This window comes from Streptomyces sp. NPDC039462 (assembly GCF_055639375.1).
The window spans coordinates 409,118-423,411 of the sequence record NZ_JBVKAO010000003.1 but is presented as its reverse complement, the minus strand read 5'-3'; the positions used below and the strand labels follow the sequence as shown (position 1 = coordinate 423,411).

Here is a 14,294-nt window from a genome sequence, read left to right as displayed (position 1 = left end):
TTGCCACAGAAATCTGCGTAACCCATGCCGGATTCCACCGGAACCACGCAGGAGGAAGAGTGAAGCCACGCCCCGGACCGATATCCGGCCGCACCCGCCGCAGGGCCCGAAGATCCACCGGCCTGCTGCTCACCGCCCTTCTCGGCGGCGGCCTGCTGACGCCCGCCGCGGCCGCGGACGACGACCCGCGGCCCTTCGCGGATCTGCCGCCGCAGGAACCCGGCGTCACCCTGCGGGTGTTCGACGTCCAGACCCCGTTGAAGAAGCTGTGCGACCTCAAGCCCGCACAGACCCCCAATGTCGACAAGCTGATTCCGACCGCCGACTGGACCTCCACGGACGGCTTCGGGTTCAGCAACAACTTCGTGTCGCAGATCATCGGCAATCTGAACGTGCCCGAGGCGGGCGCGTACGACTTCCGGTTGATCAGCGACGACGGCTCACGGCTCTTCCTCGGCGGCCAGCAGGTCATCGACCACGACGGGCTGCACGGCGCCGAGCCCAAGGACGGCCGGATCACGCTCAACGCCGGATACCAGTCGCTGCGCGTCGACCACTTCGACGCGGGCGGCGAGCAGCAGGTCACCCTCCAGTGGAAGCCGCCAGGGGCGAGTGAGTTCACCGTCGTGCCGAACTCGGTGCTCAGCACGGACGCCGACGTCGTCCGGGTCACGGCGCCCGGCCGCAAGGAGTGCGAGGGGACGTACGACACGCCCGGCGACGGTCTGCCGCTCACCGGGGTCAACCCCGGCTACGAGCTGACCGACCTGCGCCCGAAGGGCTTCGAGCCGCAGGTGTCCGCGATGGACTGGCTGCCCGACGGCCGGCTCGCGATCTCCACGTGGGGCGGGAGCAACGAGACGAAGGGCGAGGTGTACCTGCTCGACCACGTCACCGGCGACACCGGGCCCGAGAAGGTCACGTACAAGAAGATCGCCGACGGGCTCAGGGAGCCGATGGGCATCAAGTACGTGGACGGGAAGCTGTATGTGTCGGAGAAGCACCAGCTGACCGAGTTGAACGACACGAACGGCGACGACGTCACCGACGACAAGCGGAAGATCGCCGAGTGGCCGTACGGCAAGAACTTCCACGAGTTCGCCTTCGGTCTGCTCTACGACAAGGGCGACTTCCATCTGAACCTCTCCGTCGCCATCGACTACGGCGGCGCGACCACCGACCCGCAGCCCGCCCCGAACCGCGGCACGACCATCAAGGTCAACCGGAAGACGGGCAAGGTCACCTACCTCGCCGGCGGCCTGCGCACGCCGAACGGGATCGGGCGCGGCCCGGAAGGCGACCTGTTCGTCACGGACAACCAGGGCGGCTGGCTCCCCGCGTCCAAGCTGGTGCACATCAAGCAGGGCCGGTTCTTCAACCACTACATGAACCCCGACGGGCCCTACGACGACCGGCCCGTCACCAAGCCGGTGCTGTGGCTCCCGCAGAACGAGATCGCCAACTCGCCCAGCACGCCCATGCGGCTGGAGAAGGGGCCGTTCGCCGGGCAGCTGGTCTTCGGTGACGTCACGTACGGCGGACTGCAGCGAGCGGACCTGGAGAAGGTGAAGGGCGAGTACCAGGGCGCGGTGTTCCGGCACACGCAGGGGCTGGAGTCCGGCATCACCCGGATCAGTGAGGGCCCCGACGGCGCGATCTACACCGGCGGGCTCGGCGCCGACGGCAACTGGGGCCAGGAGGGCAAGCTCCGCTTCGGCCTGCAGAAACTGACGCCGAACGGCACGACCGCCTTCGACATCAAGACGATGCGGGCGACCCGCGACGGCTTCGAACTCGCCTACACCAAGCCCCTGTCCGAGGAGACCGCGGCCAAGCTGACCAAGGGCGCGTACGCCGTCGAGCAGTGGCGCTACGCGCCGACGCCCGCCTACGGCGGCCCGAAGATCGACGAGGAAGTACTGCCCGTCACCTCGGCGAAGCTCTCCGACGACCGGCGCAAGGTGCGGCTCACCATCCCGGGGCTCAGGAGCGACCGCGTCGTCCACGTCCGCTCGCCGCGCCCGTTCTCCGCGTCGTCGGGTGAGCAGCTCTGGTCCACCGAGGCCTGGTACACCCTCAACGCCAAGCCGGGCCCGGACGAGCCCGTCACCACGTACGACGCCGAATCGGCGCGGCTGTCCGGCAGCGCGGGCATCGACACCGAGCACGCCGGCTTCACGGGCGCGGGCTTCGTCGACGGCTTCGGTGAGCAGGGCGCGAAGGCGACCTTCGACGTCGAGGTGGCGAAGAAGGGCACGTACGACGTCGGTCTGCGGTACGCCAACGGCCCGCACCCCTCCCCCGGCACCAAGACGGTCGGCGTCAGCGTCAACGGCGCCCCCGCCGAGCGGACCAGCCTGCCGTCGACCGGCACATGGGACCGCTGGTCCACCAGGACGGAACGCCTCGAACTGCGCAAAGGCCGCAACACCATGACCTACGGGGTGGGGGCCGGGGACACCGGGCACGTCAACCTCGACGCGGTCGAGATCCGGCGCCCCGGGGCGCGGATCGACCTCTTCTCCGGCGGCAGCGTCGCGTCGGCCTGGCAGCACACCGACGGCCGCAGCGCCGAATGGCCGCACACCGCCGAGAAGTCCATGGAGGTCTGCTGCGGCGACCTGCGCACGAAACAGCACTTCGAGGACTTCAGGCTGCACGTCGAGTTCCGGGTGCCGAAGCTCCCGGACGACGTCACAGGGCAGGACCGCGGCAACAGCGGTGTCTACCTCCAGGACCGGTACGAGGTGCAAATCCTGGACTCGTACGGCGTCCCGAAGCTCGCGGACAACGAGGCGGGGGCGATCTACCAGAAGAAGGCCGCCGACCTCAACGCCTCGAAACCGCCGGAGAACTGGCAGACGTACGACGTCACGTTCCGTGCCGCCCGCTTCGACGCGGACGGCAAGAAGACGTCGGACGCGCGGGTCACGGTGGTCTGGAACGGCGAGAAGGTCCACGACGACGTGGCCGTCGACGGCCCGACCGGCGGGGGCGACCCGGAGTCGGCGGCGGCAGGCGCCATCCGGCTGCAGGACCACGGCAACAAGGTCCGGTTCCGCGACGTGTGGGTGGAGCCGCTGTCCTGACCGAGCCTGGCCCGGTGAGGGGGCGGCTTCCCCGGCTCTTGGCCGAACCAGGGAAACCTGGGCCGGAGCGGCCCCCCGGGGGAACGCCGCTGAACCAGCCCTGTGCGCCAAGTCCCCCGATTCGCAATCTTCACGCATGCGCGCACCGGAGCGTCCCACCCTCGCGTTCCAGGCAACCTGCGTTCCCCCAGGTCACAGCATGTTTCTGCATTCCAGCGTCCCCAACTTCCCGGCAACCGTGGCGGTCGGGACGGCTCCCGCCGCAGGGTGGATCCGTGCTCACCGGCCGCGCATCCACGGCCCGGTTGCCGAGCACTGATCCGCAGCAACGACATGGGGAGTACGTACATGGTTCGCAAGCACTCACGTCTGATCGCCGTGCCGGTCGCGGCCGTCGCCCTGACCCTGACGCTCGCCGGTCACCAGGCCGGCGCGGCCGAGGTGTCGGCGGCGGCCCCGTGTCTGGCCGGTGCCACGACGCTGGTCGGCGACCTCGACGGCGACGGCCGTCCGGACAAGATCACGAATCCGGGGCACACCGGCACCAAGATGACGGTGCAGTGGGGGGCCGCCGACGGCACGTTCGGTGTGAAGCACTCCGTCGGCAAGCTGCTCGGCGCCAAGCCCGGCGAGGTCGCCACCGCCGCGGTCGCCGACTTCCAGAACGACGGCAAGCTGGACATGGTCGTCAACATCGTCGAGCCGTCCGGCGGGGACGACCCGGCGACGGCCCGCGTCGCCGACTACCGCCCGGGCCCGCTCAAGCGCGCGAACCTGGCCTCCGCGCGCGCCCGGCACCTGGACATCGGTGAGGCCGGCGAGGCCCGCCAGCTCCGCGTCGCCAACTACGGCGACGACGCCTACCCGGACCTCGCGATCCTGAACTACGCCGGTGACGGCGTCCTCGAGCGGAACGTGCGCCTGTCGAAGGCGGCCAGTGGCCCTGGCAAGTACAACCAGGACCACGAGCAGAAGTACGGCGACTGGGGCACTCCGGCCGAGCCGCCGGCCATGCCCAGCGGCGGCTGGAAGCACTTCTACAAGTCCTGCTCCTGATCCACCCCCTCGGGCGCCGCCGGTCCTCCGTCCACCGGCGGCGCCCTCCGCCCACGTGAGGAAGATCCCTTGTCCACGCCAGTCGCCGACACGCCGGCCACCGACATACCCGTCACCGCTCCGAAGACGAACCGGGTGCGGGTCGCCGTCACCGCACCCGACCCGATCAGCCGCGAGGGAGTCCGCAGCCAGCTGCGCCGGCACCCGGAGGTCGAACTGTGCGAGAGCTCCGGGCCCGCCACCGTCGCCCTGCTCGTCGAGGACACCCTCGACGATGCGGCGCTCGCCCGGCTGAGACGCACCGTGCGCGGCGAGGGCGCGCGTGCCGTGCTCGTCACGGGTGCCGTCCGTGAGCACGAGCTCATCGATGTCATCGAGTGCGGTGTCAAAGCCGTCGTCTGGCGCCGCGAGGCGACCGCCCAGCGCCTGGTGCAGGCGGTGCTCACCGCCGCCCGTGGAGGCGGCGACCTGCCCGCCGATCTGCTGGGCCAGCTGATCGGCCAGGTGCGGCGCCTGCACCGGGGCGGCGCCGACGAGCCGGGCTTCTTCGCGGGCTTCACCAAGCGCGAGATGGACGTGGTGCGGCTGGTGGCCGAGGGACTCGACACCGCGCAGATCGCCCTGAAGCTGTCGTACTCCGAACGGACCGTCAAGAACGTGATGTACGGCCTCACCACCCGCCTGCACCTGCGCAACCGGGCCCACGTGGTGGCGTACGCGCTGCGCGAGGGCTACATCTGAGGGCCGCCCCGCTCTCATACGGTGAAGCGGACCGATTCGAGCTGGAGGTTCTCCTCCATCGGGCTGCCGCCGTACTTCCAGTCGCCGGGGTCGGTGCACGTCTCGCCCGTCCACTGCCGGTCCTTGATGTAGGTGTCGTGGCACACGGCGCCGTCGAAGACCTTGAGGGTGAATCCCTGCAGGGCGGGGTCCGCCTCCTCGGTGCTGCCGAGGACCATGTCCTCCTCGTCGTCCGCGTTCTCCCACTGGTCGCCGTTCCGCCAGCCCTCCCCCACATAGGCACCGGCGCCGGTGACGCCCTGGGTGTCGGAGACGGCGATGTCGAGGGCCTTGATGGCCGTGCCCGCCGTGCCGGCCTCGGCTCCGTCGCACACCGGGGTCTGCCAGCCTTCGCCCTGGACGAAGACGCGGTAGCAGATGTGGCGGCCCTCGCTGCTGCCGGCGAGGTCGCGCACCGCGGTGGCCGCCGTCTCCTCCTCCGGCTCTTCCTCTCCGCCACCGCCGCCGCCGTCTCCGCCGCCGCCCTCCGGTTCCGCCGGTGGTTCCTTGTCGGGCTTCTCCGCGGGCTCCTCCGGCTTCTCGGCCGGCGGGGACGGCGCGCTGCTGGCCGGCGGGGGCGGGCCGGCCGGCTCGACCTTGCCTGCCTCCTGCGGCTTCTCCCGCGCCGCGGTCTGCATCTGCGGCCGGTACGTCAGCCAGATCGTCACGAACGCGATCGCCACCGCGAGGAGCAGGCCGAGGGCGGCGGCCAGCCAGCCCGGCAGGACCCCGCGCTGCACGAAGGTGCCCGCCACGTCCACCGGCTCGGCGCCGGAGCGCCGCACGGCCAGCGCGTAGGGCTGCTCCTGCTTGGCGCCGAACCAGATGATCTGCTGGGGCCGCAGCGTCGCCTTCACGAACGCGGCCCTGCCCGGCTCGATCTGGACGTTGCCGGGGTCCAGGTCGTACGTCAGCCGGTCGCCGCTGTCACCGCCGCTGAGCGACGCGGTGACCCTGGTGTTGCCGAGGTTGTCCACCGCCAGCTGCGGCCGCCCCCGGAACCACCCCTTCACCGTCGGCGGCACCAGCTCGGCGCGCACCTCGGTGAAGGGCGTGACGGTGAGGTTCCCCTCGGGGACGGTGACGGCGCCCCGCTGTTCCGTCGGCGTGATCCGTACCGCGTACGGGATCGGCCCCGCGGTCGCGTCCGGGGTCCGCGGCGGGGCGAACGTCAGCTCCACCGTGCCGGTCGTCCCCGGGTAGAGCCGCAGCAACGGCGGCTCCACCGTGGTCCAGGCGGCGGCGTCACCGACCGGTTCGAAGCGGTAGGCGTCGACGATGTCACCGGTGTTGCGCACGCGCAGCAGCACCGTGGTGCTGCCGCCGGGGTCGACGGTCGTGGAGGCGGGTTCCAGGGAGGTCCAAAGGCTCACGTCACGACGCTAGGAAAGCCCGCGCCGTCTGTCAGGAGCCCGCCGGGCAGATCCGGTTGCCCGAACAGGCACGCGCGTGCGTGCGCTCGTCAGACCGCCGGGTAGGGGTGGTCGTTGAGCAGGCCGGCGAGGTGGACCGCGTTGGCCGCGAGTGTGCGGGTGGTCTCGGCGACCTCGTCAGGGGTGGCTTCGAGGTCCTGGTAGTCGGTGCCGTGCTGTGCCTCACCGACCCAGTACGTGACGGCGTTGGGGGCCAGGGAGAAGCCGATGTCGTTGAGCCCCTGGAACGTGTCGGCGCTGACCTTGTGAGCGCCGTCCTCGTTGCCGACGACGGCGACCACGGCGACCTTCCCGTAGGTGAAGGGGCGCCCCTGCTCGTCGGTCTCCGACGACTCGGCGTTGAGCCGTTCGAGGACGCGCTGGCAGATGCTGGAGGGGTGGCCAAGCCAGATGGGTGTGGCGATCAGGAGGATGTCGGCCTGCAGGACCTTCTCCCCAGCGCCGGCCAGGCGTCGTCGCCGCCCATGTCGATGGCGACGCCGGGGAGCACCTGGTGATCGGCCACGCGGACGGTCTCGGTGGTGACGTCGAGCTTTTCGAGCTCGCGCAGCACCTGGTCCGAGAGCAGCTGGCTGCTGGAGGGTGCCGGGGACGCGTTGAGGGTGCAGACCAGAGAGAGGGCGCGCATCGCATTTCCTTCTGTGAAGTGACTTCAGAGGGTCCGCCACCAGGCTGCGCACAGGACCGGCGGTGCCGCCAGGTGGCCGCCGGGGGCGGAGACCACCCCGCGTACCCGGGACCGACCCCGTGATGCGCGCCGACGGGGCCGGGTGCCGACGTGGGCCTCCTACTCCTCCGCTTCCTCGCTCTCGAAGTGCAGGGCGATGGACCTCAGCACGTCCGCGGAGGTCACGTCCATGCGTCCCTCGTCGTGGACCTCGGCGAGCTGTGCGAAGGAGAAGGCGAAGGCGGACGTGATCTGTTCGATGACGGGCCCCAGCTCCTGGCCCACCACCGCGGCGACCTCGATGGGGGTGGCTTCGGCGGGGAGTTCGATGCGCGGCAGCATCTCCTCGAGCATCGCACCGACCGCGCCGCTGTTCTCGATCTCTCCGTCCGGGTTCTCGCGTACCTGCCGGCGCATCTCGAGCGACTCGGTGAGGATGCCGACGACTCGTTGAATGATCTCGCGCTGCTCCATACGGCGAAGCCTAGACGCACGAGAGTTGGCGGGCGGGGACCGCGGACCCGGCTTCGTCGGTCCGCCGGCCGGGGTCATGGCGCGGGCTCTCAGCTCTCGGGCGCGGTGAAGTCGCACCAGACGGCTTTGCCCTCGCCTCGCGGCTCGACTCCCCAGCGTGCCGCGACCGCCTCCACCAGCAGCAGGCCGCGCCCGGAGGTGGCGGTCTCGCCCGGGGATCTCCTGCGGGGGCGGTCGCTGGAACGGTCGCCCACCGAGAGGCGGACGCGGCGCGGCGGGCCGGAGAGGACCTCCAGCGTGAGGATGGCGCCCGCGTCGGTGTGGACCAGGGCGTTGACGAGGAGTTCGCCGGCCGCCACCTCGACGTCGTCGGCGACGGCGCCGAAGCCCCACGCCGCGAGGTGTTCGCGCAGCGCGGCGCGCGCGTCGGTGAGTCCTTCCGGGTCGGCCTGGTGGACGTACCGGTGGATGCGGGGTTCCTGGGGTGTGCCGGGGTCGGGGAGCCGGCGCAGGACCAGGAGCGCCACGTCGTCGCCGGTGCCCCATCGCTCCCACAGGGCGTGCGAGAGGTGGTCCGCCAGGTCCTCGGCCCCCTCGGGGCCCGCGCGCATCTCGTCGGCGAGGTTCCTGATGCCGGTGTCGAGGTCGAGTCCCGCGTCCTCGACGAGTCCGTCCGTGCAGAGCACCATGGTCTCGCCGGGCACCAGGTCGAGCCGCACCTCGGGGTAGTCCTCCATGCCGAAGTCGGTGGCCAGGCCCAGCGGCAGTCCGCCGGCGACGCGCGGCACGCCCACCCTGCCGTCCACGTGCCGCACGAGGGGCGGCAGATGTCCGGCCCGCACGGCGCGCGCGATGCCGGTGGCGGGGTCGAACTGGGCGTAGGTGCAGGTGGCGAACCGCTCGGTGTCCAGCTCGGCCAGGAAGCGGGAGGCGCGGGAGAGCACGGTGCCGGGCGGGTGTCCCTCGCCGGCGAAGGCGCGCAGGGCGATGCGCAGCTGTCCCATGATGGCCGCGGCGTGGGTGTCGTGTCCCTGGACGTCTCCGACGACCAGGCCGATCCGGCCCCGGGGCAGGGTGACGACGTCGTAGAAGTCGCCGCCGACCTCGCGGCCGCCCCAGGCGGCGTGGTAGCGGACGGCGACCTCGGAGTCCGGGACGGCGGGGATCCCGCGCGGCAGCATCGTGGCCTGGAGGCTCTTGGCGAGGTCGCGTTCCTCGTCGAAGAGCATGGCACGCTGCAGCGACTGGGCGACGATTCCTGAGAGGCCGATGCAGAGGTTGCGGTCGGCGTCGGTGAAGTCCTTCCTGCCGCGGTAGAAGAGTGCGAGGCCGCCGATGGCGCGGTCCTGCGCGACCAGCGGCAGGAACGCCGCCGAGTCCAGTTTCATGTGCTCCACGTACGGCCGCAGGTGGGTGAGGCGCCGGGCGAGATCGGGCAGCGAGCCCACGAAGCGGGGCCGCCGGGTCATGACGGCCTCGGCCAGCGGCAGCGACTGGTCGAACTTGTACAGCTTGAGCTCGTCGAGGGCCTGCATCGTCTGGCCCACCAGGGCGATCAGCTTCAGGTTGTCGCCCTCGACGAGGCCGAGGACGAGGCCGTCGGCGGCGAACCGGTCCAGGCCGCTGGCGCCGGACAGCACGGCGACCACGTCGTCGACCGTGACGGCCCGCGAGAGCGCCTCCGTGGTGCCCTGCACCATCAGGGCGATGCCCTGGCGCCGCTCCTCCCTGGGGTCGATGGCGGCGAGTTCCGCCCCGTCGTCCTCGGCCGTCCGCAGGACTCCGAGGACGCGCACGGCCCGGCCTTCGTCGTCGCGCAGGATGCGGCCGCGTGCGTGGCTGAGGTGGATGGAGCCGTCGCGGTGCCGGGCCCGGAAGTAGACGCCGTACCTGTCCTCGCCGGCGGTGACGGCCCGGGTCACCGCGTAGTTGATGCGCACGGCCTCCTCGGGCGGAATGCGCTTCTGCAGTGAGGTCACGAAGCCGTTGAATTCGTCGGGCCGCAGGTCGAGCACCGCGAGGGACCCGGCGTCGAGGCTGAGCTCGCCGCTCACCAGGTCCCAGTCGAAGCTGCCCACACCGGTCAGGAGCAGGCGCTGGGCCGGCTCGACGGGTGGCTTCTTGGCTGACGTCATGGCTGTCTCCGTATGCCGCTCGGCCACCCTATGCGCCGGGTGCGCCACTCGCCCGCCGGAATCCGGTCCGGCCTTTCGTCCTCCGCCAAACGGGACCTTGGTCCTGTGTGAGCCGCTCTCGAAGGGACATTCGATGTGTGACGTCGGGCTGGCACTCCAGCGCCGACCTGCGCACAAGGAAAGGAACGTGCTCGTGGGCATCATCGCCTGGATCCTGATCGGTCTCATCGCCGGGGCCATCGCCAAGGCCCTCACTCCCGGCAAGGACCCGGGAGGCTGCCTGGTGACCATGTTGATCGGCATCGTGGGCGGCCTGCTGGGTGGCTGGCTGGGCAAGGTGATCTTCGGCGTCCACTCGATCAACGGCTTCTTCCACCTGTCGACCTGGATCGCCGCCATCGTGGGCTCCGTGATCGTCCTGTTCGCCTACCGCATGTTCACGGGCAAGCGGTGACATGGCCGTACCGCGGCCGCACTGTGGCCGCACTCATCGGGAGCGCGCACCCTCGCGGGGTGCGCGCTCCCGCGCTTTCCGCGGTGGGTTGCCTCAGCACGCTTTCCGAGGTGGGTTGCCTCAGCACGCTTTCCGTGGCGGGTTGCCCGACCACCTATTAGCTCAAGCGTTCGATTGCCGAGTACAGTGGACGCATGGCAACGCACCAGCTCCAGGGATCGCTCTTCGATCAGGGCGACGACGTGCGCCTGGGCTCCCTGGACGGCATCCGCAGGACGATCCTCGGCGACGGGGCGTGGCTCGACCTGCTGCCGGGCTGGCTCAGCGGCGCCGACGTCCTGTTCGAACGGCTGGCCGCGGACGTCCCGTGGAAGGCCGAACGCCGGGAGATGTACGAGCGGGTCGTGGACGTACCGCGCCTCCTCGCCTTCTACGGCGCCGGGGAGCCGCTCCCCCACGCCGTACTCGACGAAGCCAGGCAGGCCCTCTCCGCGCACTACGCGGCCGAGCTCGGCGAGGCGTTCACGACGGCAGGCCTCTGCCACTACCGCGACGGGCGCGACAGCGTGGCCTGGCACGGCGACCGCATCGGCCGGGGTGCCCGCGAGAACACGATGGTCGCCATCCTCTCCGTGGGAGCGCCCCGGGACCTGCTGCTCCGCCCGCGCCGCGGCGGCGCGACCGTCCGGCACCCGCTCGGACACGGCGACCTGATCGTGATGGGCGGCTCCTGCCAGCGCACCTGGGAGCACGCCGTCCCCAAGTCGGCCCGGGCGACCGGCGGGCGCATCAGCATCCAGTTCCGGCCGCACGGGGTGCGCTGAAGCCGCCTCAGCTCGTACGGCGGGCGAGCAGGCGGCGCACCACCTTGGTGAGCACGGCCGGCCGGAACAGCAGCGTGGGCGGGGCCGTCATGTTGAGGACCCGCACGAAGCGCGCCCACACGTCCGGCTCGTGCACGGCGAGCGCGAAGACCTGCTGGTTGTACCAGTGGGCGAAGCGCGCGGACAGCGGCTGCCTGCCGGGTGCCCACATGAGGTCCGAGCTGGTGGCCATGGTCCAGGGGACCTGGATGACGCGGGCCGCCGCGCGCTGGTAGGCGCGGCTGAGTCCGGCGAGTCCGGACGGCCCGGTCCGGTGGCGGGCGAGGAGCCGGCCGAGCAGCTCCGCCTCTAGCGCGGCGACCGTGAGTCCTTGGCCGTAGACCGGGTTGAACACGCAGAGCGCGTCGCCGAGGGCGATCAGGCGTTCGGGCCAGCGGGCGTTCTTGTGGTGCAGGCGCCACTCGTTGCCGGGGTTGGTGTAGCGGTGCACCGGTCCCTGTCGGGTGCCGCGCTTGATCTGTTCGGCGAGGCGGGGGTTGTCGAGGGTGTGGGCGAAGTCGAGGTAGCCCTCGTCGTCGGTGGGCGGCACGTGCTCGTCGACGCCGAGCAGTGAGCACATCCAGCGGTGGTGTTCCACGGCGAGCACCACGCCGCCGCGTGTGACGTCGGGCGCGAAGGCCATTTGATAGGCGACGTCGAAGTCCTGCTGGTCGTCCGGCGGGCGTTCGATGAGCGCGGAGGTGTAGGTGATCTTCGCTTTCACGACGGTCTTGGCGGAGACCGGCAGGCCCGCGTCGGTGAGCCAGCGGTCGACGGAGGTGGCGCGGCCCGAGGTGTCGACGACCAGGTCGGCGGTGACGTCGGTGGCCTCGCCGTCGCCCTCGGTGCGGTAACGGACCCGGTCGAGGCGGCCGGGGGCGCTCGCGGTCACCGTCTCGCAGCGGGTCGCCGGGAGCACGCGCACGGCCGGGAGGGCGGCCACCCGCTGCCGCAGGCGCCGTTCGAGCTCGTCGCGCGTGAAGGTCTGGACGGGGATGCCGACCTTGGTACGCGGCGCGTAGCCCGTCGGCAGCAGGAAGTTGATCCGCTCGCCGTAGTCGAAGACGGGCGCGCCCAGTTCGGCGAGCTCCGCCCGGAGCCCCGGAAAGAGCCTCTCCAGCGCTTCGCCGCCCCGGGCGAGCAGCGCATGCGCGTGATAGCCCTGCGGAACGTGGGGGTGGACCCCCGTGTCCGAACGCACCGGGTCGCGCTCCAGGACCAGCACCTCGGCGAAGTGGTCGGCCAGGACCCGCGCGGTCACGAGTCCGGCATACCCCCCGCCGACGACGACAGCCCGCTCCCAGCGGGTCTCGGGCGACGAGCTGTGCTGCTTCGTGGTCATGGCCGTCCCATTCCTCTCGGCTCAGGTCCACGTCACTTCACCGGGTGGCGGCACGGTTCTCAAGACCGCCGGGGGAGCGCACTGAAGCACGCCCCCGGGGCGGATTCGGAGCTTCCGGTCTTACGCAGGGGATCTCGGGTACACGTCACGGGCCGTCCTCGCCCATGTGGCGGACCGGCGCACTGTGTGGGCAGCCTGGGAGGAGCCCACACCCGGCCAGACGCAAGCCAGCAAGGAAGGTACGTCCTCATGCGTGCTCTCACATGGCAAGGCAAACGCGACGTACGCGTCGACGACGTCCCCGATCCCCGTATCGAGAAACCGGACGATGTGATCGTCCAGGTGACGTCGACCGGCATCTGCGGCTCGGACCTCCACCTCTACGAGGTCCTCGGGCCGTTTCTCGACGTCGGCGACATCCTGGGCCACGAGGCCATGGGTGTCGTCGCGGAGAAGGGCCCCGACGTCACCGAATTGGCCGTAGGCGACCGCGTGGTGATTCCGTTCAACGTCTCCTGCAACACCTGCTGGATGTGCCGGCAGGGGCTGCAGTCGCAGTGCGAGACGACCCAGGTCACGTCCATGGGCAGCGGCGGCTCCCTGTTCGGCTACACCAAGCTCTACGGGCAGGTTCCCGGCGGGCAGGCCGAGCTGCTGCGGGTTCCCTTCGGCAACACCTTGCCCATCAAGGTGCCGGAGGGCCCGCCGGACGACCGTTTCGTCTACCTGTCCGATGTGCTGCCCACCGCCTGGCAGGCCGTGGAGTACGCCGACATCCCGCCCGGTGGCAGCGTCACCGTGCTGGGCCTCGGCCCCATCGGCGACATGGCCACGCGCATCGCGCGGCTGCGCGGGGCGGAGCTGGTGATCGGTGTCGACCTCGTGGACACGCGGCTCGAACGCGCCCGGCGCAACGGTGTCACCGTCCTCGATCTGCGGCAGCACGAGAAGGATCTGGGGGACGCCGTCCGCGAACTCACCCAGGGGCGCGGCACGGATGCCGTGATCGACGCGGTCGGCCTGGAAGCGCACGGGGCGCCGGTGGCGAAGGCCGCCCAGTGGGCGACCGGGCTGCTGCCCGACAAGCTCGCCCGCCCCCTGATGGAGAAGGCCGGTGTCGACCGCATGGGCGCGCTGCTCGCGGGGATCGACGCGGTCCGGCGCGGCGGCACCCTCTCGATCAGCGGCGTCTACGGCGGGGCGGCCAGCCCGATGCCCTTGCTGACCATGTTCGACAAGCAGCTCCAGGTGCGCATGGGCCAGGCCAACGTATGGCGCTGGGTCGAGGACATCCGCCCGCACCTCACGGACGACGACCCGCTGGGCGTCGACACCTTCGCCACGCATCACCTGCCGCTCCAGGACGCCCCGGCGGCCTACGCGACCTTCCAGGCCAAGGACGACGGCATGGTCAAGACACTCCTGAAGCCATGACCGAGCAGCACGGCGCCGAGAGCGCCCTGATCGTGATCGACATGATCAACACGTACGACCACCGGGACGCGGAGCTGCTGCTGCCCTCGGCACGCAAGGTCGTCCCGGTGGTCGCGGAGCTGCTGACGGCGGCCCGCGCGAGCGGCGTCCCGGTGATCTACGTCAACGACAACTTCGGCCAGTGGCGCTCCCACCAGGGAGAGCTGATCGACGCCGCCATGGCCGGGCCGCACGCGGACCTGGTCGAGCCGATCCGGCCGGACGACGACTCGCTGTTCGTCGTGAAGGCCCGCCATTCGATCTTCTACGAGACCCCGCTCGCCTATCTCCTGTGGCAACTGGGCGTCCAGGACGTGACGCTGTGCGGTCAGGTGACCGAGCAGTGCGTGCTGTACTCCGCGCTTGACGCCCACATCCGGCATCTCGACGTGACGGTGGTGGTCGACGCGGTCGCCCACATCCACCCGCATCTCGCCGAGGCCGCCCTGGAGATGATGCGGATCAACCTCGGAGCCCGCCTCGCCCACGGCAGCGAGGTCACGTTCACCGAACGGCCCACGTAAGCAA

General features: G+C 71.0%; 11 protein-coding genes and 1 pseudogene. 7 read left to right on the top strand and 5 right to left on the bottom strand.

Annotated features, from left to right (window positions below; translation table 11 throughout):
• Positions 1-59 precede the first annotated feature (59 nt).
• The 3 genes from ACZ7LU_RS19080 to ACZ7LU_RS19070 all read left to right on the top strand — a co-directional run bounded on the left by ACZ7LU_RS19080 (position 60) and on the right by ACZ7LU_RS19070 (position 4,886).
• Positions 60-3,089 (top strand): 3-keto-alpha-glucoside-1,2-lyase-like domain-containing protein, encoded by a 3,030-nt coding sequence (locus ACZ7LU_RS19080; RefSeq protein ID WP_471917320.1) that lies wholly within the window; start codon positions 60-62, stop codon positions 3,087-3,089.
• A gap of 348 nt (positions 3,090-3,437) precedes the next feature.
• Entirely contained in the window at positions 3,438-4,145 is a 708-nt protein-coding gene (locus ACZ7LU_RS19075; RefSeq protein WP_398308002.1) for an FG-GAP repeat domain-containing protein, read from the top strand.
• A gap of 105 nt (positions 4,146-4,250) precedes the next feature.
• Positions 4,251-4,886, top strand: coding sequence for a helix-turn-helix transcriptional regulator (locus ACZ7LU_RS19070; protein WP_471917763.1), 636 nt, complete (start codon positions 4,251-4,253; stop codon positions 4,884-4,886).
• A 14-nt stretch (positions 4,887-4,900) separates the two neighbouring features.
• Here the strand turns inward: ACZ7LU_RS19070 and ACZ7LU_RS19065 are convergent, their stop codons facing one another.
• The 4 genes and pseudogenes from ACZ7LU_RS19065 to ACZ7LU_RS19050 form a co-directional block, all read right to left on the bottom strand.
• Positions 4,901-6,298, bottom strand: a complete 1,398-nt coding sequence (locus ACZ7LU_RS19065; protein WP_471917319.1) for a hydrolase — start codon at positions 6,296-6,298, stop codon at positions 4,901-4,903.
• An 89-nt stretch (positions 6,299-6,387) separates the two neighbouring features.
• Positions 6,388-6,986 (bottom strand): annotated as a pseudogene (locus ACZ7LU_RS19060) (flavodoxin family protein).
• Positions 6,987-7,145: 159 nt separating this feature from the next.
• A complete protein-coding gene (locus tag ACZ7LU_RS19055) occupies positions 7,146-7,499 on the bottom strand; it encodes a hypothetical protein (protein ID WP_398308010.1) in 354 nt (117 codons plus the stop codon).
• An 89-nt stretch (positions 7,500-7,588) separates the two neighbouring features.
• A complete protein-coding gene (locus ACZ7LU_RS19050) occupies positions 7,589-9,634 on the bottom strand; it encodes a SpoIIE family protein phosphatase (RefSeq protein WP_468090020.1) in 2,046 nt (681 codons plus the stop codon).
• A gap of 193 nt (positions 9,635-9,827) precedes the next feature.
• Here ACZ7LU_RS19050 and ACZ7LU_RS19045 point away from each other — a divergent pair, with 193 nt between their 5' ends.
• Positions 9,828-10,088 carry a GlsB/YeaQ/YmgE family stress response membrane protein gene (locus tag ACZ7LU_RS19045; RefSeq protein ID WP_398308453.1) on the top strand — a complete coding sequence of 87 codons (261 nt, stop codon included), beginning with the start codon at positions 9,828-9,830 and terminating at the stop codon, positions 10,086-10,088.
• Positions 10,089-10,282: 194 nt separating this feature from the next.
• The gene (locus ACZ7LU_RS19040) at positions 10,283-10,912 is read left to right on the top strand and encodes an alpha-ketoglutarate-dependent dioxygenase AlkB (protein WP_471917318.1); all 630 of its coding nucleotides are present in this window, start codon (positions 10,283-10,285) and stop codon (positions 10,910-10,912) included.
• Positions 10,913-10,919: 7 nt separating this feature from the next.
• Here the strand turns inward: ACZ7LU_RS19040 and ACZ7LU_RS19035 are convergent, their stop codons facing one another.
• The gene (locus ACZ7LU_RS19035) at positions 10,920-12,293 is read right to left on the bottom strand and encodes an NAD(P)/FAD-dependent oxidoreductase (RefSeq protein ID WP_471917317.1); all 1,374 of its coding nucleotides are present in this window, start codon (positions 12,291-12,293) and stop codon (positions 10,920-10,922) included.
• Between the two features lie 249 nt (positions 12,294-12,542).
• Here ACZ7LU_RS19035 and ACZ7LU_RS19030 point away from each other — a divergent pair, with 249 nt between their 5' ends.
• Both ACZ7LU_RS19030 and ACZ7LU_RS19025 read left to right on the top strand, forming a co-directional pair.
• Complete coding sequence (locus tag ACZ7LU_RS19030) at positions 12,543-13,727, top strand: alcohol dehydrogenase catalytic domain-containing protein (protein WP_468090024.1); 1,185 nt, start codon at positions 12,543-12,545, stop codon at positions 13,725-13,727.
• Positions 13,724-14,290 carry a cysteine hydrolase family protein gene (locus ACZ7LU_RS19025; RefSeq protein ID WP_471917316.1) on the top strand — a complete coding sequence of 189 codons (567 nt, stop codon included), beginning with the start codon at positions 13,724-13,726 and terminating at the stop codon, positions 14,288-14,290. The genes ACZ7LU_RS19030 and ACZ7LU_RS19025 overlap by 4 nt, the downstream gene beginning before the upstream one ends.
• The last annotated feature ends 4 nt before the right edge of the window (positions 14,291-14,294 follow it).